The following is a 17,745-nucleotide window of genomic DNA, read 5'->3' as shown; positions in this document are numbered from 1 at the left end:
GACGGTGTCGGCCCAGGACCAGGCGAGGCTGGACGAAATCGCCAGGCAGACACCGCGGCAGTCGAGGCAGAGCAAGGGGGCGTGGGCGGACGCGCTGAAGGCGGCCCATCCCTATCTCAGCGCCGCCGATGCCGCCGTAATCGTGGGCGTCGTAAAGCGGGTTATCGCCAGGAGGGCGGCGTATCGAACGGTGTCGGCCCAGGACCGGGCGAGGCTTGACGAGATCAAGGCGGCGACACCGCAGCTGCCGGGGCAGAGCAAGGGGGCGTGGGCGGACGCGCTGAAGGCGGCCCATCCCGATCTCAGCGCCGCCGATGCCGCCATAACCGTGGGCTCTTTTAAGGACGATATTGCAAGGAGGACGGCGTTCCGGACGGTGTCGGCCCAGGACCAGGCGAGGCTGGACGAAATCGCCAGGCAGACACCGCAGCTACCGGGGCAGAGCAAGGGGGCGTGGGCGGACGCGCTGAAGGCGGCCCATCCCGATCTCAGCGCCGCCGATGCCGCCATAATCGTGGGTGCCGTAAAGCAGGATATTGCTAAAAGGGCCGCGTTCCAGACGGTGTCGGCCCAGGACCAGGCGAGACTGGACGAAATCGCGGCGGTGACACCGCGGCTGCCGGGGCAGAGCAAGGGGGCGTGGGCGGACGCGCTGAAGGCGGCCCATCCCGATCTCAGCGCCGCCGATGCCGCCATAATCGTGAATGCCGTAAAGCAGGATATTGCTAAAAGGACAGCGTTCCAGACGGTGTCGGCCCAGGACCACGCGAGGCTGGACGAAATCGCCAGGCAGACACCGCAGCTACCGGGGCAGAGCAAGGGGGCGTGGGCGGACGCACTGAAGGCGGCCCATCCCGATCTCAGCGCCGCCGATGCCGCCGCCATCGTGGGCGCCGTAAAGCGGGTTATCGCCAGGAGGGCGGCTTTCCAGACGGTGTCGGCCCAGGATCAGGCGAGGCTGGACGAAATCGCTAGGCAGACACCGCGGCTGCCGGGGCAGAGCAAGGGGGCATGGGCGGACGCGCTGAAGGCGGCCCATCCCGATCTCAGCGCCTCCGATGCCGCCATAATTGTGGGTTCCGTAAAGCATAATATTGCTAAAAGGGCGGCGTTCCGGACGGTGTCGGCTCAGGACCAGGCGAGGCTGGACGAAATCGCCAGGCAAACACCGCGACAGTCGAGGCAGAGCAAGGGGGCGTGGGCGGACGCGCTGAAGGCGGCCCATCCCGATCTCAGCGCCGCCGATGCCGCCACAATCGTGGGCGCCTTAAAGGACGATATCGCCGTGAGGGCAGCGTTCCGGACGGTGTCGGCCCAGGACCAGGCGAGGCTGGACGAAATCGCGGCGGTGACACCGCAGCTGCCGGGGCAGAGCAAGGGGGCGTGGGCGGACACGCTGAAGGCGGCCCATCCCGATCTCAGCGCCGCCGATGCCGCCACCATCGTGGGCGCCGCAAAGGACGAAATCGCCAGGAGGGCGGCGTTCCGGACGGTGTCGGCCCAGGACCAGGCGAGGCTGGACGAACTCGCTAGGCAGACACCGCAGCTGCCGGGGCAGAGCAAGGCGGCCTGGGCGGACGCGCTGAAGGCGGCCCATCCCGATCTCAGCGCCGCCGATGCCGCCGTAATCGTGGGTGCCATAAAGCAGGATATTGCTAAAAGGGCGGCGTTCCGGACGGTGTCGGCCCAGGACCAGGCGAGGCTGGACGAAATCGCGGCGGCAACACCGCGGCAGGGGGGGAGCAATGCGGCCTGGGCCGATGCGCTGAAGGCGGCCCATCCCGATCTCAGCGCCGCCGATGCCGCCACCATCCTGGGCACCTTTAGGGACGATATCGCCAGGAGGGCGGCGTTCCGGACGGTGTCGGCCCAGGATCAGGCGAGGCTGGACGAAATCGCTAGGCAGACACCGCAGCTGCCGGGGCAGAGCAAGGGGGCGTGGGCAGACGCACTGAAGGCGGCCCATCCCGATCTCAGCGCCGCCGATGCCGCCATAATCGTGGGTGCCTCGAAGAAACGGATAGCCAGGAGGGCAGCGTTCAAGGTGATATAGGACGGCTCATGACTCATCACCACATTCCCTAGGAACTGCACCATCATGTGCGTTGGTTGTCCACCACGGGATTGCATGAGCATGTGAGAGCGCCGAATTTTTCTTCAGTCTGGAGGCCAATACCTGGCTCGAGATCGATATTTAGGGGCACGACGGCCGGCGCATTCCGGCTGACTAACACGCCGAGAGCGACCTCGTCTTCGACGGTCGGGAGCGCAGAATGTCGGCTCGCATGCCGCTGCGACCATCAGCCCGCTCCTCGCAAGATTGGCGCCAAGGCCGCCGTCGAACGATGGCGACGAGGCAAGTTTTTCCAAAACTTTCTTTAGCATAGAGGTAGAAGGATCGCTACAGCGGGGTTGCAGTGCGCGGGCGGCTAGGGTGACTAAGTGCGTGCACTCCACGACCGTCAAACGGGGTCGGTGTCCGTCAATTCGAAATCGCAGGGATCTGCACGAGAGACCGCGTGGTTGCCCTGCACGACTAATGGAAGCAGGGTCGACAGTCACGTTGGGATGCGGTAGGTGCGCGATAGAACGGGGGATTGGCGGCGGGACTCGATTCTTTTTAGAAGATCACGCAAAGCCGCATCACACCCATTGTCAAAAGTAAATACCGCGACGATGGTTATTAAACTTCGACTTCCGTCGAAAACGGCAATGGCGCTCACGAAGGAGGCCGGCCGCTGCGAAACCCCGCCATCTCCGCACCCCACTCCTTCGCTCCAACTGGGAGCAAAATGAATGAGGCAACGTGCGAATCTCGGGGAGCATCGTTACATGCGGTCAATACGGATCTCATCCAGATTGTCGCCCTATATGCCTCGTGCGGCGATCCGGCGGAGCGCAGGAGATATAATGCCGTTGAAGTGCTCGAGCCGTTCTACCACTGACGCCGGGTCGCTGCACGCGCGATGGACCCGCCGGCTGGCTGCTCGTTCGATGAGGGTCCGCGCGCCGACACCCCCAAGAGCGATCGCCGAGGACGCCATCCACCTTATGCAGCAACTGGCGCGGAGGCGGCCGCGCGAAGACTTCGTAGTTGGAGGCCTTCAGGCTCACGTTTGCAACGGTACTCCGCAGGTTGCCCTTTGCAACGACTGCCCGACGATGTCAATTCAATCTGGCTGAGCTTGTACCGTCAAGTTTATCCAGTTTGGGGTTCGCTCCAGCGGTGGGTTGCGCATCTGCGGCGGCATCGGCGGGTTTAGGTGCGGAGACCATTCCGAATGCGTAGCACTGCATCACGTCGCGGGTTGCCGATCTGGGCGAACTCTGCAGGGTTAGTTAGCCGAGGCCAGAGTGCTTGGCTTGCCACGCTCCTCAACAACCCGATCCAGTCCACAGGCGACCGCAGGCCGGAGAGCGAAGTATCGGCGACGAGAGTCCGGCTTTCCTCACGACCATCAGAAGCCTGAACCCGCGCCAACGATCATTGGCAGCCAGCGGGATCAACACCAACGCTTGCCTTTCGCTCGTTTCCGGCCACGGCGCTTGCGCATCGTGAGCTTCTCCTCCCGATGGACCCGGAAGAGCTTCTTGTTGTTCACAAGGTGTCCCTCGCGCCTGAGCAGCACATAGCTGCGTCAAGATCCGAAGCGGCGGCATTCACGCCCCAAGCATTCACGACATATACGAATGTCGATTGTGCATGAGCAATCGCGTCTGCTCATTGCTAAACATTGAGAAACAGAGGCGCGACGATCTTTTATGTCGGGAAAACTGGGATTTGGGTCATGCTCGATGCAGATCATCTATTAAAACCGATCAGCGACGGCAACGCATGCGGGGATGCTCTCGATTACGATTTGAGCTTCCTGGAGCTGGAGATAGCGTCGCATGGCAAGCCGCACCAGCAGATAGGCGACTCCATCGCCACCGAGGAGGCTCCCGATTGGACAGAGGTGTGGCGGCTTGGCCTCGACCTTTCTGCCCGCACTAAGGATCTAAGAGTCGGCATCTTGCTCACACGATCCGCCCTCAGTCAGTTCGGCTTCTCTGGTCTAAGTCGGGGGCTTGAGCTGCTCGCGGCCTATGTCGAGCTCTACTGGTCAGAGCTACATCCGCGACCGGATCCAGAAGATGACGAAGATCAGACCGTTCGCCTCAACGCTCTAGCGAGCCTCTGCGATCTCTCCGGGCTCTTGGCAGAAATACGCCAAGTCCCACTCACCTCCTCCAGGCAATTCGGGACTTTTACGCTCCGCGATTGGGCTGGTGCGCTACGGTCCCAATCTACGGAAATTGATCGTTCGACCATCGAGCACGCCTTCATCGACACCGATCCACTGCAGCTCGAGCAGATCAGCACTGGTCTCCACGCCAGCCTGGCAGCCGCCACCCATCTAGACGCGAGTGTTCGGCAGCACGTCGCGAGTGACGAGGCCGTTCGATTCGACCCTCTGATAGTGCTACTCACCCAGGCCAAGGATCTGGTCGACGCCCATCGGAAAAGGGCCCAGCCTGCAGCCCCGGCATCTCCATTGCCAGACTCTAGCAAGGCCTCTTACCCCGAAGTGATCCGCAACCGCGATGACGTTGTCGAAATTCTTGGCCGCATTTGCCACTGGTACCAGGTGAATGAGCCCGCGAGCCCGCTGCCAGCCCTCCTGGAGCGCGCGCAGCGACTTGTCTCGAAGGACTTCATGGCTCTTATCAAAGAGTTGGCGCCAGAAGGGGTTGCCCAATACCGTTCGATTGCCGGTCTGGCGGTCGGCGAGGGCACGTGACGTGCGCAATCTTCCCTATCAGGAGAGTGGAACACATGACAAAGGCGAGTAGTCAAAAGTTCATCGCGCGGGTTCGTCCGCCTCGCGTACAGATCGAATACGACGTCGAGACCTATGGCTCTCAGAAGAAGGTTCAGCTTCCCTTCGTGGTCGGCGTGATGTCCGACCTCGCCGGCAATGCTGCCGAGCCGCTTGCCCCTGTCGCGGAGCGCAAGATGATGGAGATCGATATCGACAATTTCGATGATCGGCTCAGATCGCTGAGGCCCAGGGTGGTGATGCGGGTGCCGAACCTATTGACCGGAGAAGGCCAACTCGCTGTCGACTTGACGTTCGAGCGGCTCGAAGATTTCTCGCCGGCGGCCGTGGCGCGCAAGGTCGACAGCCTTAGCAGGCTGCTCGAGGCGCGAACGGAGCTCTCCAATCTGCTGGCCTATATGGACGGGAAGAACGGTGCCGAAGAGTTGCTCACCCACTTCCTCGCGGATTCGGCACTGCTAAGCGCCCTCGGCAATGGCATCGAGACTGAGAAGCCTGATGCAGTGGTTGCCGCTCCGCCATTGGCATCCCCAGACACAGAGGAGAACTGATCATGATGCCTGCAGATGCCACAGATGTACAGGTCGCCACCGTTGATCTCGGCGATTTCACCCGCATGCTTCGATTCGAGTTCAAGATCCGCTCGGACCACTCCCGTGACTTGGTGGAGAGTGCCGTCCGAACACTGGCCGAGCAGGCACTTCAAAACACGTCGCTAATCAGCGACGATGTCGTCACGACTATCCAAGCAATGATTGCTTCGATCGACCAGAAGCTTTCTGCACAACTCAACGAGATCCTCCATCACGAAAATTTCCAGCGCGTGGAATCAGCTTGGCGGGGCTTGCATCACCTTGCCATCAACACCGAAACCGATGAAACGTTGAAGATTCGCGTTCTCCCAGTTTCAAAGGTGGAGATGTCCCGAACTCTGCGGAAATATAAGGGTGTCACCTGGGATCAGAGTCCGCTATTCAAAAAAATTTACGAAGACGAATACGGCCAAATCGGCGGTGAACCCTATGGCTGCCTGATTGCCGACTACTATTTCGACCATACCCCACCGGACGTAGAGTTGCTTTCGGGACTGGCGCAGATCGCGGCGGCGAGCCACTCACCGCTTATATCTGCCGTCTCACCACATCTGCTGCAGATGGATTCTTGGCGTGAGCTTGCGAACCCGCGTGACATCACAAAAATCTTCCTCACGCCCGAACATGCCCCTTGGCGGGCGTTCCGCGAGAGCGAGAACTCTCGGTACGTGGCCCTGACCTTACCACGCACCCTTGGCCGGCTGCCCTACGGGGCCAAAACCAACCCGGTCGATGAATTCGCCTTCGAGGAGGACACAGACGGCGGCGACAGCGAGAAATACCTTTGGACGAACGCAGCCTACGCCATGGGCGTAAATATCACGCGCTCGTTCAAGCTCTATGGCTGGCTCTCCAGAATTCGTGGCGTCGAATCCGGCGGCCTGGTCGAGGGTCTGCCGGTACATACCTTCCGCAGCGACGACGGTGGCGTCGACCTAAAATGCCCCACTGAGATCGCGATCAGCGACCGCCGTGAGGCCGAACTGTCCAAAAACGGTCTTCTACCGCTGTTGCACCGCAAAAACACGGACCTCGGCGTATTTATTGGCGCTCAAACTATTAACAAGCCGGTCAAATACGAAGACCCCGACGCGTCAGCGAACGCCGAACTCAGTGCCCGGCTACCCTACATCTTCGCAACCTGCCGCTTCGCACATTATTTGAAGTGTATGGTCCGGGACAAGATTGGCACGTTCAAGGAGCGCCACGAGGTCGAGGAGTGGCTCAACCAATGGATTCAGGGCTATGTCCACCCCTCGCCCGAGCTTGGGAGCGAAGAGAGTAAGGCACAGCAGCCGCTCTCCTCAGCCGAGGTCAAGGTGGAAGAGGTCGAAGATAATCCCGGATATTACGTTGCGAGATTTTACATGCGGCCACACTACCAGCTCGAAGGCCTAACCATCTCTTTGAGACTTGTCTCGCGCCTGCCATCCGCCCGCAAGGACTGAGAAAACCCGCAGATGATTGTGCTCCGTTCTCGGCGCCAAAACTCCGGAATAGCTGCCCCGGGCTGGCCGATGCAATCCAGGCCCAATCAGATCAACGAGAAAAGGAAAGTCCATCATGGCGTTCGACGCGGTTATAAAATTCACGCAAGCGTCCAAGGACGGCATTTTGCCCAAGGGCGAATCTATCATTCTAAAGGACGGTATCACCCTAGCGGACGAATGGAGCTTTTCACTCGAAAACAAGCTGAACATTGGGCCTCATACCGCCGGGGCGGGCGCGGGCAAGGCCGAATTCGAGGTCTTCACTATCAAGAAGCAGGTGGATACGTCATCGCCCTCTCTGTACGTTGCCTGTGGTCGCGGCGCCCACTTCAATAGCGTCGAACTGAAACTTTTCAAAGCGACGGGGAGCGGACAAGCTACATCAGAATCGAACCTGTTCTTGCACTGGAGTTTCAACATGCTGGTAGTCGAGAAGGTCGAGTGGTCCTATGCGGAAGAGGCCCCCGAGGAGACGATCACATTCCGGTTCGGCGCCTGCAAGGTCATTTATTACAGGCAGGATGAAAAAGGCGCTCTTACCAAAGCTGGCGAGGGCATCTGGAACCAAATCGCGAACAGCACCGACTTCAATAGGCTCGTCGGCTGATGGGGCCATCGGCAACCCGGGAATATTCGGGGCTGCGCGCGAAAACGACAGATCGACTCGTCGCCATTGCACCTGGAGATTGTAACATGGGCAGAGATGTTAAGCGGGATCTCGTGCAACCATCCCTCCTGGACCGGCTTACGGACGATGAGCCGCGCAGCTCGTGTGAAGCGCAGGACAAGCGCAGCTTCTCTGTTCGCCAACTGGAAGAGGTGATTCTACGCGATGTTTCCTGGTTGTTGAACACCAATCAATTGGGTGCAACCGTAGATCTACAAGCGTACCCTCACGTAGCGGCCAGTGCACTTAATTATGGTGCCTGGCCTCTCAGCGGACAAATTCGCGAAGGCATGGATAAGAGCGCATTGCGCGAAGCGATAATCGAGAGCCTTCAGCGCTTTGAGCCGCGTCTCTTACCGGACACCCTGAAGGTCACGGTCCTGGACGATGGTCAGGGTTGCGGCACTTTTCGCTTTAGGATCGAAGCCGATCTGTGGGCGCAGCCATTGCCGGTGCGAATGGTGATGCGTACGGAGGTAGATTCCGAGCTCGAATCCGCCCGCGTTCATCTCGGTACAGAGATAAGCTGATGGATCCCCGGCTCCTGCGACTGTACAACGACGAACTTGCTTATATGCGCGAGATGGGGGCCGAGTTCGCCCGTGCATTCCCGAAGGTCGCCGCCCGGCTCGGGATGGAATCAGCGGAGGTCGCCGACCCCTACGTCGAGCGGCTTCTGGAAGGCTTCGCTTTCATGGCGGCGCGGGTGCAATTGAAGCTTCAGTCTCGCTTTCCGGAATTCACCCAGCACCTCCTGGAGATGGTCTATCCGCATTTTCTACCGCCGCTCCCCTCGATGACGATCGTCCGTTTCGAGCCCGACCAGGATGCCGGACGACTTGAAAATGGATACCTCGTGCCGCGGGGAACCAAGCTTTTGGGCCGTCTTGCTCCGGGCGCCGTCACACATTGCGAGTTCCGCACGGCCCATGATGTGCATCTCTGGCCAATTGTGGTGAGCGCTGCCGATTATTTTTCGACGCCGGGGCAGATCGCCGCACTGGATCTTCCGGCCCGGCAAGATGCGAAGGCTGCTTTGCGACTACGCCTTCGTACCACCAATGGCATGCCGTTCAATAAACTCGGACTAGAGGCTCTCACACTGCACCTAACAGGCCCCGGTGGCATCGGCGCCGCACTCGCCGAACAGCTTCTCGGTGACGCATGCAATATCATAGCCCGTCCGGTCGGCCGGCCTATCCCTTGGCAGGAAAAGATTCCGGTTCATGCGCTGCAGCAACGCGGTTTGGAGCCGAGCTGTGCTCTCCTGCCCGAGGTGCCACGCTCTTTCGACGGGTACCGTCTCCTACAGGAGTATTTCGCCCTCGCGGAGCGGACGTTGTTCGTCGAGGTTAGCGGGCTGGCAGACGCAGTAGCCCTGTCAACTGCCGAGACCCTTGAGATCGTCTTCGCACTCAGACGTGTCGAGCCACGGCTGGAACGACAGCTCGGGCCCCAAAATATCGTTCTCTTCGCAACGCCCGCGATTAATCTCTTCGAACGCCAGGCAGATCTCGTCCACGTGAGCGACAAGAACACCGAGCATCATGTGATTGTTGACAGGATGAGGCCGCTCGACTTTGAGGTCCACTCGATCCTCGAGATGAGCGGAGACGGGGCGAAAAACGAAGCGGCTCCCGTGAGGTTCTACCCGTTCTATAGCATCAGCGCGCACGGTCAGGAGGAGCAGCATTCCAGATACTACGCGATCCGCCGGGAGCAGCGCCTCATGTCGGAGCACCAGCGTCTAAATGGCGCGCGGACTGGCTACATCGGCAGCGAAACGTTCGTTTCTCTAGTTGATCGCCAGGCGGCTCCCTATTCGGCGGAACTCCGGCATTTGTCTGTAAACTGCCTGTGCTCGAACCGGGATCTGGCGCTGCTGCTGCCGATCGGCCGGGACGTGACAGACTTCACCCTGGAAATCGGCGCTCCAGTTACCGCCACCCGGTGCGTATCGCCCCCGAGCCGACCGCGCCACTCCTTCGCCAATGGCGATATCACTTGGCGATTAATTAGCCATCTTTCACTGAACTACCTCTCGATCAGCAATTCCGATAGGAACGACCACCGGGGCGCAGAAGCGCTACGTGAACTCCTCCGCCTCTACGTCGATCCAGTCAATGCCTTCGCCTCACGGCAGATCGACGGGATCCGGGAGATTCGGTCCAGGCCTGCGGTCAGGCGATTGTCCAGCGGTGGACAAGCCGCCGTAGCACGTGGGATTGAGGTTGGTATCATCCTGGACGAAGCGGCCTTCGAAGGCGTTGGCATCTTTCCGCTCGCCTCCGTGCTCAACCAGTTCTTCGCGAAATACGTATCCATCAACAGCTTCACCGAGATGGTCGTCTCGACGCTACAGCGCGGGGAGGTAATGCGATGGCCGACGATGGCCGGCCGCCGGGCGATCCTTTGATTTCGGGGGCACTCGGCGACTTCCTAAGCTCGCTCAGGGCCGAACCGCATGCCTGCGACTTCTTCCAGGCTCTGCGGCGGATCGATGCAATCTGCTCAGATCGGCCTCGGCTGGGAGAATCGAGCGGTCCCAGCCTGGATCGCGTGCGGATCGCCCAGCAGCCCTCCCTTGCATTTCCGACTCGATCGATCGCGGGCGTGACTGCGCACGAGGAGAACGACCCCGTAATCTCCACCTACGCCTTCGGCTTGTTTGGACCCCACGGTCCCCTCCCATTGCATCTGACGGAGTACGCCCTTCTCCGGCAGCACAACGCCGCGGATGAGACGCTGATCCGATTTGCTGATACCTTTCATCATCGAATGGCCTCGTTCTTCTTCCGCGCATGGGCGGAGGGCGAACCGACCGTGAGCTATGACAGGCCACAAGAAGATCGATTTGCCCTTCAGCTCGGCGCGCTAGCCGGCTTCGGGATGACCTCCCTGCGCGCGCGGGATGCTATGCCTGATCTGGCCAAACTCCACTTCACCGGCCGTCTCGCCTCACACACCCGCAACGCCGAGGGGCTCGCTGCCATCCTCGCCAGCTTCGTCGAGGCGCCGGTTGATATCCGTGAATTTGTCCCAAAGTGGGTGGATCTGCCCCGCATATCGCTCTGCCTCCTGGGCCACGACCCGGCCACGGGCACGCTGAACAGCAACGCTATTGCAGGTGCGAGGGTCAGAGTGTGGCACCATCGGTTCCGACTCATTGTGGGTCCCCTCAGCCTGGCTCATTACGAATCGCTTCTGCCCGCAGCTCCCGGCCTTAAGTCGATAGCGGAGATCATCTGCAACTACCTTGGAGATGAACTTGACTGGGAGATTAACCTCGTTCTCCGTCAGGAGCAGGTCCCGGAAGTGCAGTTGGGTCGCTGCGGCAGACTCGGATGGTCCAGTTGGATGGGCAAGAGGAAAACGCGCCAGCACGCCGATGACTTGACAACTACCCCGACTGACCGGGGCCCACCGGCTGCCGCATGGCACTCTCCTGAAACGGACATCCATGATGCGGCGGGCCCGCTCGACCTTCTTTTCGGGCGGGGAGAAGATCTCCTTGGCGAGATCGATCTGGAACGGGTGAATGGCCCACGTAACCTCGATACCAAGTGCGGCGGCACGGCGGGCGGCGGCTTGGAAGGCCCGTTATGACAAGCATCGGAAGCTCGACTCTCTTCAGTAAGCTCAACGCAAACTGCAATGGGACCGCCAAGGCCCTTTGCAAAATTCGCCGTGACGCCTCTTTGGAACGTTATCGCCATTTTGACGCCCTTGAGGCTTCAGCAGCGGAGAGGCCTATCGAGCCGACGATCGCGGCGAAACTCGACCACCGTGGTTGTCCGCTCGGGCGCTGCGCCCTGGGCCTGGTTGAATCTTCCAGGAGACACGTCGTCGCTAGCACCGCCGGAATCCGCCAACTCATCGATGTTACAAGGCCGCATGGCGAGATTTGGGTGGGACTTAGCGTGGGTGAGTTCCAAGAGACCCACACGCTTTCTTCACCCCGCCCTCCCCCGCTTGGCTCTGACGATGCGGGCCAGCAAGACATCTTGGCTGAGCAACGGTCGGCGATTTCGATGCACGAAATAAACGCTTTTCGGCATCTTCGCCGATGGCTTCGGCAGCATCCTACTCACGCCATCGGGCGCAACCGCGCCTTCTCATCAAATCTGCGGAACACACACCACCATGGTCGAGTCAAGAATCGAGAGTCTCTTAAGGCACAATCGTTTTGTTGCGGTCACTTCGGCCGCGTCCGAGTTGAATGAAATCTCTCTCCGGCGGCTCAGTGGCACCGAGCGGCTGGGGGAACCTTTCCTCTACGAGGTGAAGCTCGCCAGCCGCAATCCAGTTCAGAACTTTGCTACGATCCCCGGTCAAAACCTGACAATCGGCCTTAAGCTCAAGGACTCGCAAACGCGCTTCTTCAACGGTGTTGTTACGCGCTTCCAATATCTCGGCCTCGACGATACCGAGCACCTCAACTACGTGGCGCAGGTGCGGCCGTGGATTTCATTGCTCGAGCATCGCTCTAACAGTCGGGTCTTTCAGAACAAGACGAGCATCGAGATCATCACCACGATTTTTCGAGAACATAAAGGCAATTTCAAGAATCAGACCGCCCGACGGTTCCCACAGCGCCCATATTGCGTCCAGTACGATGAAACGGATCTGGCCTTCGTCAGCCGCCTCATGGAGCAGGACGGCATCTACTACTATTTTGAACATGCTGAGGACCAACATGACCTGGTGCTGGTCGACAACGCCGCGAGTCACATGGCCTGCACGCCTGAGATCGTAGAGACCCACCACAATCTCAGGCCTGCCCGAAGTCTTTACCAAGAAGATGTCATCCTGCATTGGGACGAGGTCGTATCGCTACAGCCGAATAAGGTCGTTCTCAGGGACTATGACCATGAGAAGCCGATGGCAGAACTGACGTCTGTCGCGCGTGTTCCTCCCGTGAGGACAGGCGGCATTCCGCCATGCAAGCTCACGGGAAGCGCCATCACCCGACCGCGGGAGAGCGTGGCGGTCAGAACGGGCGAGACCTCGTCGGCAAGCAGCGGCTGCACGGCAATGCGGGAGGTCTTCGAGTATCCAGGCCAGTATACAAAAAAAAGCGATGGCGATTTCTACGCCACCATCCGTGCCGAGGAACTCGCCTGCAACGCTTATCGCGCGCGGATCGAAAGCACTGCGCGCCAGATAACGACCGGGTCATTATTCAAGGCGGCAAATCCCTTCTACTACGGCCAGGTCGGTTCCCGCCCGAAACCCACCGATCGCTTTCTGGCAGTCGGACAGGACTTCACTGTCATCGGTGAGGTGGGGGACGATCTCACTGCGGACACCGTGGGGGGGAAGGGCGAGCGGTTCCTCTATCACAGCAACGTAGAGATTATCCCCGCGACCACCCAGTACCGACCGAGGCGCCGCACACCGGCGCGGTTGATTCACGGACCGCAGACGGCCGTCGTCGTGGGCCCCGAGGGCGAGTCGATCGCGACGGATAAGTACGGCCGTGTGAAGGTTCAGTTCTTCTGGGACCGAGAAGGCGGAAAGAACGAGAACAGCTCCTGCTGGATTCGGGTGGCCCAGAACTTCGCTGGTAAGGGTTTTGGCAACCTGGTCGTCCCACGGATCGGCCATGAGGTCGTGGTTGATTTCATCCACGGCAATCCCGACACGCCCCTGGTGACCGGCGTCGTATACAATGGCTCAAATCTGCCGCCTGAAACCCTGCCGACCGACAAAACGCGGTCGACCTTCCGGACGCATACCGATGGCGGCGCCGCTAATGCCTACAATGAACTGCGCTTTGAGGACAAGCAGGGCCGTGAGGAGGTCTATTTGAAGGCCCAGAAGAATCATACCGTCGAGGTCGGGAATATCTACAGCATCGACGTCAAGAGACACTTCCTCCTGACCTCGGGCGGCGCCGCGCCCGACTCCCCTGCCGCAGCGGCCTTAGGTAGCCGCGTCGAGGTAACACCCGACAAGATCCGCCTTGTAGTATCGGGCAGAACCGGCCCGCAGGCCATCGAAATCAGCGGCGATGGGATCGCCATTATCGGCACGATGATTGGCGTTATGGCAACGCCTCCGCGGCTCGGGTCCATCGTCTCCATGCCGCCGCCGACACCGGGTCCACCCACGCCGTCGATAATGAAGCTTATTGCGACACTCGGGCTGCCGCCTGTTACGCCCGAGTGACACGATGTCAAGGTGAACTGGTTCTGGGCCTCGGCTGTCCGGAAGTCGTTGCCTTTAAGTCGGCAGGGCCCTGCAGGCGTAGAGAAAAAGCGTAACGGCTTCGGCGTCGTAAGCTGACCTACCAAATCAACGTGACACTGCGAGATTGCCCGAAAATGAGGAAAGGTTATCGCGCGTGAGCGTTTGTTCCGGGAACTTGCGCCTCAGTTAGATGGAGTTGCCACGCGAAATCGGCCGCAAGCGGCTCCAAATGCGTCTGGTTTAGGTCTCCACCAAGCTGGAACTGGTGGATGAAATACCTTTATCACTCGGCGTCACGAAATTGCGATCAGGGCGCGGGCGGCGCAAAAATCAGCGTTCTCGATCTGGGCGTTACAGCGCTGCTTTGCAGGGCGGGCTCTCGCCTCGAAGCGCTTCTGGCGGAGCGTGGCCGCCTCGAGCAGCAGTCGAAGCCTTTCACCATGCTCGAAGGTGTCTCGCTTCTATTTGCGTTTCGAGTTCCTGATAGGCGCTGGCCATGCCTGTCAGGCCGAGTTTGCGCAGCATGTCAATGGTGGGATTGTTCAACGTCGCGATAAAAATCATGCGCTGTCCAGCTCGAGGGAGGACGCTGGCCATGCCCCCGAAGCATAACGGGATACGAATTTGGTATTGGAAGGAAAGGTCGCGACGGAAGTAACATCAGCAGTGACGCAATGACCTAAGGAACGACGCAATGTACGGCAGAAGGCAGGGGGGTGTTGGCAATAGTTCCGAACAAGGCGGTGAAGACACCTTTAACTGGGTTGAAGGCTTGACTGGCTCCTCGTCCGGCGAAGCGGCACTGAAAGAAATTTTACTGGCCTGGGCGGAAGACGGGCAGCAGGAGCAGGACGAGGACCGGCACGAGGCAATGGCACGGATCGAGGCCTGGACGGAAACCCGCAATTTTCGTGCCCCCCTGAACTTAACATCGCTGTCCCTAACGGCACTGCCCCCCACCTTACCGGCCGGCCTCCAGCGGCTCAACGCCAATGACAACCGGTTGGGCAGGCTGCCCAACAACCTCCCGCCCGGTCTGCGAAAGCTCTCTGCCTGCGACAACCAGCTGACCACGCTGCCTGAGGTTCTTCCGGACATGCTCGAGACGCTCTACGTCGACGGCAACCGGCTGACCAGATTGCCGAACGAGCTTCCTTCCGGACTAAAGTATCTCTACGTCAACCACAACCGGCTGACCAGTTTGCCCGATAACCTGCCGCCTGAGCTCAGGGAGCTTCATGTCACCCGCAACGAAATCGCGCACCTGCCGGAGAATCTCCCCCTCGAATTGACGGATCTCCGCGCCGAACTCAATAATATAATTCGCCTGCCCGAGCGCCTTCCTGCAAAGCTCACGAGGCTCGAAGTCCCTCACAATGAACTGACTAGCCTACCCGAGGACCTCCCGGCCACCCTAAAGTGGCTCAGCACCGACAGTAATGAACTGACCCACCTGCCCCCTAACCTGCCGAGGGGGCTGGAGGAGCTTAGCGTTCGTGGAAACAACCTGAGAGGACTTGGCGACGGGCGAACTGCACTGCCGTACATTCTGTCGCAGCTTCCGCCTCATTGCAAAGTGTACCTGAATAACAATCCGCTGCCAGATCGACTGCGGGCGCACCTGAGCGCGCAAAGCGGGACGAGCCTTCCGCAGATCTTTTTGTGATGCTGCCTGACAAACGGGCCAAACTAGGTCCCTGCGTTTTGAGTAAAAGGCCTTTTGCCGAAGCCATGGCGGTGGGGTGCAGGCCAGGTATGACGCGTGCGGATCAAAAACAATGAGTTTGCAGGTTTATGCCGCTCGCCGGAATGTGTTGAGTTGTGGAAGCAACAGACGTCTCACTGAAGACTATGGCCGGAAAGCCCAGGCTCGGCACTTGTGTCCTTCGGGCGACCTTGCATGCGAGCCAGTTCGTACAAAGGATTACCCGCTATCGCGTACCAGGAGGTGCGACGCTTACGGCCTAGAGGCATTGCCGCCGGTTGGAACGTTCGGAAGCTGGACCCAGATTTCAACAGGCCTCAAGCGCATCCACCATTTCCACATGGTCCACCCCCAGCATCGCGTATTCGTTGATCTAACTACCCGAGACTCCAGCCTACGGGCCTATTTGCATTCGTCGGCGATCGACGACTCTGTCGCCTATTAGTTGAAATAGGGTTTCGTGGCGAGCCAGCAGAGGAACAGCCCATGGATGAGAAAAACAGCCCCATTGTTTGCATCTCGGGTGTAGACGAACGAAAGCTCGGCGCCGCTCTAATCGCGGTCCAATCGGCATTTAGTGTCGCGATTGCGGAACTATCGAAGCTTCACAAAGGGAACAGTCCTCAGTGGTTCGAAGACCTGGAGGAGGTGGTAATCGCTAACGCAAAAGGCACAGTCACCGAGGGCATCTCGCTGGATGTCGAGGTGGAAAGCCTCAAATTCGGCATCGACGTCCTTCGGGCGATCTTAGATGTCAGCCGCGTTGAGCTAGGCTTTGCAGCAAAGGAATAACCTTTCGCCCAAACGAGGTCTCGATGCTATTTGGCGCCGGAGATGTTCGATGCACACTCGAACCTTCGCATGAGTACCGCGCTCGTCGCCAAAGTAGCCCGCATCGTCACCAAATGGTACGGTCGTCCGACAAACCAGGAGGTCTTGCCGCATGATCGACGATACGACCTATGCATGGCGCACCGGCGTTTTTGAGGCAACGCGCGTTTTCCATGCGGAAGACCCGGGCGGACCAACCTTCATCGGGGGCAATTTGCGCAAGCCGGACTCCCATGGAAGACAATAACTTGTCGGACGCTGGGCGCACGAGACTGAGGGACTCAGCGTTGAAGATGTGCCGACAAGCTCGGCATTAGCGATGCACCCTGTATAGCGGGCAGCGACCGCCTTGCCATGCTTGAAGATGCCCTGAGCCGACACGCCCACAGTTGATAAAGATGTCGACTCAGTACCGCCGGCCGCTCCTCACCTTCTACCTTGCTGAGCCGCCAGCCATTGCGGCTCGTGGCAAGGATTTTTCGGACTCTTCCCGAGAATATGCACAACGCGACGCAGCGCTTGTCGACCCGCTGTTTCGTGAAGTTCGCGCTCGCCAGGAAATGGTGCGTGATGAGCCCTTTGTAAGAGTCACCCTTGCGCCGGCAGTCCGAGACCTCCCCGTTCATCTGGTTCGTCGTCTGGAATCGCAATCGATCGATGATCGACCTCCGCCCCTTCGTCGCAGGGATACACATCAAGTGGCATTGACCTGGACAGCGACCGCTCGCGCTGGAGCGCCGAATACCGGCGGCGCATTTCACCGGACGCAATCGACCCTGCCGTCCAAAGAGCGACCAGTTCCATGAAACCCGGGTCTTCATCGATCCGGATTCCTCGCGCCTTCCAACGCGCGATGACCCGCTCGGCTATGTCCCTGCGTGAATCCATTACCACTTCCCTGCCCCCTGCCCCCTGCCGCCTACGCGGTTAGATACCAAGATGGTGGGTTCTTCGCCAGTTCAAACCGTCCAATATGTCACGCCGGCCGCCCGCGATCCGTTTTCAGGAGCTTGTTAGCTGGAGCTATCGAGATCGCAGGACACACTTTCCAGCTCTCTCCCGACCTGATGGTCCCCGTCACCATCTTTTCCGTCCATGAATAAGGTAGGCCGCCCCCGATCAGTCCAGGCGATTTAAGTGCGAGTCCGCTTTTACGTCGCCTTGAGGTCCGTCAGCACCTTGTCAAAAGCATCCTTGACCGGCTTTGAGATTTCCTCCACCGCCCTGCTTGAGAGCACCCGGACTTCCTTGGCGTGCTGCAAACTTGTCTCAACGCGCTTGCGGAAAAAGGTCGACTGCTGTTCGAGGATCTGCGACGGCGAATTCGCGCCCAGCAAAGCTTGCAAATGTGAGAAGCTGGCCTCGGCGTCGGCCTGCAGTGCAGCGATCGTCTTCCACCACAATTCGTTGCCGAATAGACTTGTCGTTTCGAGGATCGGAGGCAGCA

Annotated in this window: 15 protein-coding genes and 3 pseudogenes; 13 read left to right on the top strand and 5 right to left on the bottom strand. The window is 59.6% G+C overall.

Annotation, left to right across the window (positions count from 1 at the left end):
- Positions 1 to 4: 4 nt before the first annotated feature.
- Positions 5 to 2,053 (top strand): hypothetical protein, encoded by a 2,049-nt coding sequence (locus PH551_RS29775; protein WP_285196112.1) that lies wholly within the window; start codon positions 5 to 7, stop codon positions 2,051 to 2,053.
- A gap of 1,285 nt (positions 2,054 to 3,338) precedes the next feature.
- Here the strand turns inward: PH551_RS29775 and PH551_RS29770 are convergent.
- Positions 3,339 to 3,695: pseudogene (locus tag PH551_RS29770) on the bottom strand (IS3 family transposase); the annotation flags it as partial.
- A gap of 93 nt (positions 3,696 to 3,788) precedes the next feature.
- Here PH551_RS29770 and tssA point away from each other — a divergent pair.
- The 7 genes and pseudogenes from tssA to tssG all read left to right on the top strand — a co-directional run.
- Positions 3,789 to 4,781: a type VI secretion system protein TssA gene (gene tssA, locus PH551_RS29765; RefSeq protein WP_004680423.1), complete on the top strand. Its 993-nt coding sequence runs from the start codon at positions 3,789 to 3,791 to the stop codon at positions 4,779 to 4,781.
- A 35-nt stretch (positions 4,782 to 4,816) separates the two neighbouring features.
- Positions 4,817 to 5,371: a type VI secretion system contractile sheath small subunit gene (tssB, locus tag PH551_RS29760; RefSeq protein ID WP_004680424.1), complete on the top strand. Its 555-nt coding sequence runs from the start codon at positions 4,817 to 4,819 to the stop codon at positions 5,369 to 5,371.
- A gap of 2 nt (positions 5,372 to 5,373) precedes the next feature.
- Positions 5,374 to 6,861 (top strand): type VI secretion system contractile sheath large subunit, encoded by a 1,488-nt coding sequence (gene tssC / locus PH551_RS29755; protein WP_004680425.1) that lies wholly within the window; start codon positions 5,374 to 5,376, stop codon positions 6,859 to 6,861.
- Between the two features lie 115 nt (positions 6,862 to 6,976).
- Complete coding sequence (locus PH551_RS29750; RefSeq protein WP_004680426.1) at positions 6,977 to 7,510, top strand: Hcp family type VI secretion system effector; 534 nt, start codon at positions 6,977 to 6,979, stop codon at positions 7,508 to 7,510.
- Between the two features lie 86 nt (positions 7,511 to 7,596).
- The gene (tssE, locus tag PH551_RS29745; protein ID WP_004680427.1) at positions 7,597 to 8,100 is read left to right on the top strand and encodes a type VI secretion system baseplate subunit TssE; all 504 of its coding nucleotides are present in this window, start codon (positions 7,597 to 7,599) and stop codon (positions 8,098 to 8,100) included.
- Positions 8,100 to 9,986 carry a type VI secretion system baseplate subunit TssF gene (gene tssF / locus PH551_RS29740; RefSeq protein WP_004680428.1) on the top strand — a complete coding sequence of 629 codons (1,887 nt, stop codon included), beginning with the start codon at positions 8,100 to 8,102 and terminating at the stop codon, positions 9,984 to 9,986. Before tssE ends, tssF begins: the two co-directional genes overlap by 1 nt.
- Positions 9,950 to 10,921: pseudogene (gene tssG / locus PH551_RS29735) on the top strand (type VI secretion system baseplate subunit TssG); the annotation flags it as partial. The gene tssF and the pseudogene tssG, both read left to right, overlap by 37 nt.
- 105 nt (positions 10,922 to 11,026) lie before the next feature.
- Here the strand turns inward: tssG and PH551_RS32960 are convergent.
- Positions 11,027 to 11,164 (bottom strand): annotated as a pseudogene (locus PH551_RS32960) (CoA ester lyase); the annotation flags it as partial.
- A 549-nt stretch (positions 11,165 to 11,713) separates the two neighbouring features.
- Between PH551_RS32960 and PH551_RS29730 the strand changes: the two are divergent.
- Positions 11,714 to 13,741: a type VI secretion system Vgr family protein gene (locus tag PH551_RS29730; RefSeq protein ID WP_004680430.1), complete on the top strand. Its 2,028-nt coding sequence runs from the start codon at positions 11,714 to 11,716 to the stop codon at positions 13,739 to 13,741.
- A gap of 456 nt (positions 13,742 to 14,197) precedes the next feature.
- Here PH551_RS29730 and PH551_RS29725 read toward each other — a convergent pair whose 3' ends face one another.
- On the bottom strand, positions 14,198 to 14,326 hold the full coding sequence (locus tag PH551_RS29725; RefSeq protein WP_010068000.1) for a hypothetical protein: 129 nt from the start codon (positions 14,324 to 14,326) through the stop codon (positions 14,198 to 14,200).
- A gap of 130 nt (positions 14,327 to 14,456) precedes the next feature.
- Here PH551_RS29725 and PH551_RS29720 point away from each other — a divergent pair, with 130 nt between their 5' ends.
- The 4 genes from PH551_RS29720 (at position 14,457) to PH551_RS32955 (ending at position 16,545) form a co-directional block, all read left to right on the top strand.
- Positions 14,457 to 15,428 carry a leucine-rich repeat domain-containing protein gene (locus PH551_RS29720; protein ID WP_004680431.1) on the top strand — a complete coding sequence of 324 codons (972 nt, stop codon included), beginning with the start codon at positions 14,457 to 14,459 and terminating at the stop codon, positions 15,426 to 15,428.
- A gap of 525 nt (positions 15,429 to 15,953) precedes the next feature.
- Positions 15,954 to 16,259, top strand: coding sequence for a hypothetical protein (locus tag PH551_RS29715; protein WP_004680432.1), 306 nt, complete (start codon positions 15,954 to 15,956; stop codon positions 16,257 to 16,259).
- Positions 16,260 to 16,301: 42 nt separating this feature from the next.
- Positions 16,302 to 16,454, top strand: coding sequence for a hypothetical protein (locus PH551_RS29710; protein ID WP_312863359.1), 153 nt, complete (start codon positions 16,302 to 16,304; stop codon positions 16,452 to 16,454).
- Complete coding sequence (locus tag PH551_RS32955) at positions 16,411 to 16,545, top strand: hypothetical protein (protein ID WP_004680433.1); 135 nt, start codon at positions 16,411 to 16,413, stop codon at positions 16,543 to 16,545. Before PH551_RS29710 ends, PH551_RS32955 begins: the two co-directional genes overlap by 44 nt.
- Positions 16,546 to 16,886: 341 nt before the next feature.
- On the opposite strand, the gene PH551_RS29705 is transcribed toward PH551_RS32955, so the two are convergent.
- Both PH551_RS29705 and PH551_RS29700 read right to left on the bottom strand, forming a co-directional pair.
- Entirely contained in the window at positions 16,887 to 17,186 is a 300-nt protein-coding gene (locus PH551_RS29705; protein WP_004680434.1) for a hypothetical protein, read from the bottom strand.
- A gap of 263 nt (positions 17,187 to 17,449) precedes the next feature.
- On the bottom strand, positions 17,450 to 17,745 hold a 296-nt coding region (locus PH551_RS29700; protein ID WP_285196111.1), incomplete at its 5' end, for a phasin.

Source organism: Rhizobium atlanticum (assembly GCF_030182485.1).
Classification (GTDB): Bacteria; Pseudomonadota; Alphaproteobacteria; order Rhizobiales; family Rhizobiaceae; genus Rhizobium.
Note: the sequence above shows the minus strand (reverse complement) of the source record. Positions and strands in the feature narration are given on the sequence as shown.

What these genes read in the sequence shown, in the direction of transcription:
- tssA (WP_004680423.1), top strand. Translation starts at nt 3,789, where the DNA reads ATGCTCGATGCAGATCATCTATTAAAACCGATCAGCGACGGCAACGCA.
- tssB (WP_004680424.1), top strand. Translation starts at nt 4,817, where the DNA reads ATGACAAAGGCGAGTAGTCAAAAGTTCATCGCGCGGGTTCGTCCGCCT.
- tssC (WP_004680425.1), top strand. Translation starts at nt 5,374, where the DNA reads ATGATGCCTGCAGATGCCACAGATGTACAGGTCGCCACCGTTGATCTC.
- PH551_RS29750 (WP_004680426.1), top strand. Translation starts at nt 6,977, where the DNA reads ATGGCGTTCGACGCGGTTATAAAATTCACGCAAGCGTCCAAGGACGGC.
- tssE (WP_004680427.1), top strand. Translation starts at nt 7,597, where the DNA reads ATGGGCAGAGATGTTAAGCGGGATCTCGTGCAACCATCCCTCCTGGAC.
- tssF (WP_004680428.1), top strand. Translation starts at nt 8,100, where the DNA reads ATGGATCCCCGGCTCCTGCGACTGTACAACGACGAACTTGCTTATATG.
- PH551_RS29730 (WP_004680430.1), top strand. Translation starts at nt 11,714, where the DNA reads ATGGTCGAGTCAAGAATCGAGAGTCTCTTAAGGCACAATCGTTTTGTT.
- PH551_RS29725 (WP_010068000.1), bottom strand. Translation starts at nt 14,326, where the DNA reads ATGATTTTTATCGCGACGTTGAACAATCCCACCATTGACATGCTGCGC.
- PH551_RS29720 (WP_004680431.1), top strand. Translation starts at nt 14,457, where the DNA reads ATGTACGGCAGAAGGCAGGGGGGTGTTGGCAATAGTTCCGAACAAGGC.
- PH551_RS29715 (WP_004680432.1), top strand. Translation starts at nt 15,954, where the DNA reads ATGGATGAGAAAAACAGCCCCATTGTTTGCATCTCGGGTGTAGACGAA.
- PH551_RS29710 (WP_312863359.1), top strand. Translation starts at nt 16,302, where the DNA reads ATGTTCGATGCACACTCGAACCTTCGCATGAGTACCGCGCTCGTCGCC.
- PH551_RS32955 (WP_004680433.1), top strand. Translation starts at nt 16,411, where the DNA reads ATGATCGACGATACGACCTATGCATGGCGCACCGGCGTTTTTGAGGCA.
- PH551_RS29705 (WP_004680434.1), bottom strand. Translation starts at nt 17,186, where the DNA reads ATGGATTCACGCAGGGACATAGCCGAGCGGGTCATCGCGCGTTGGAAG.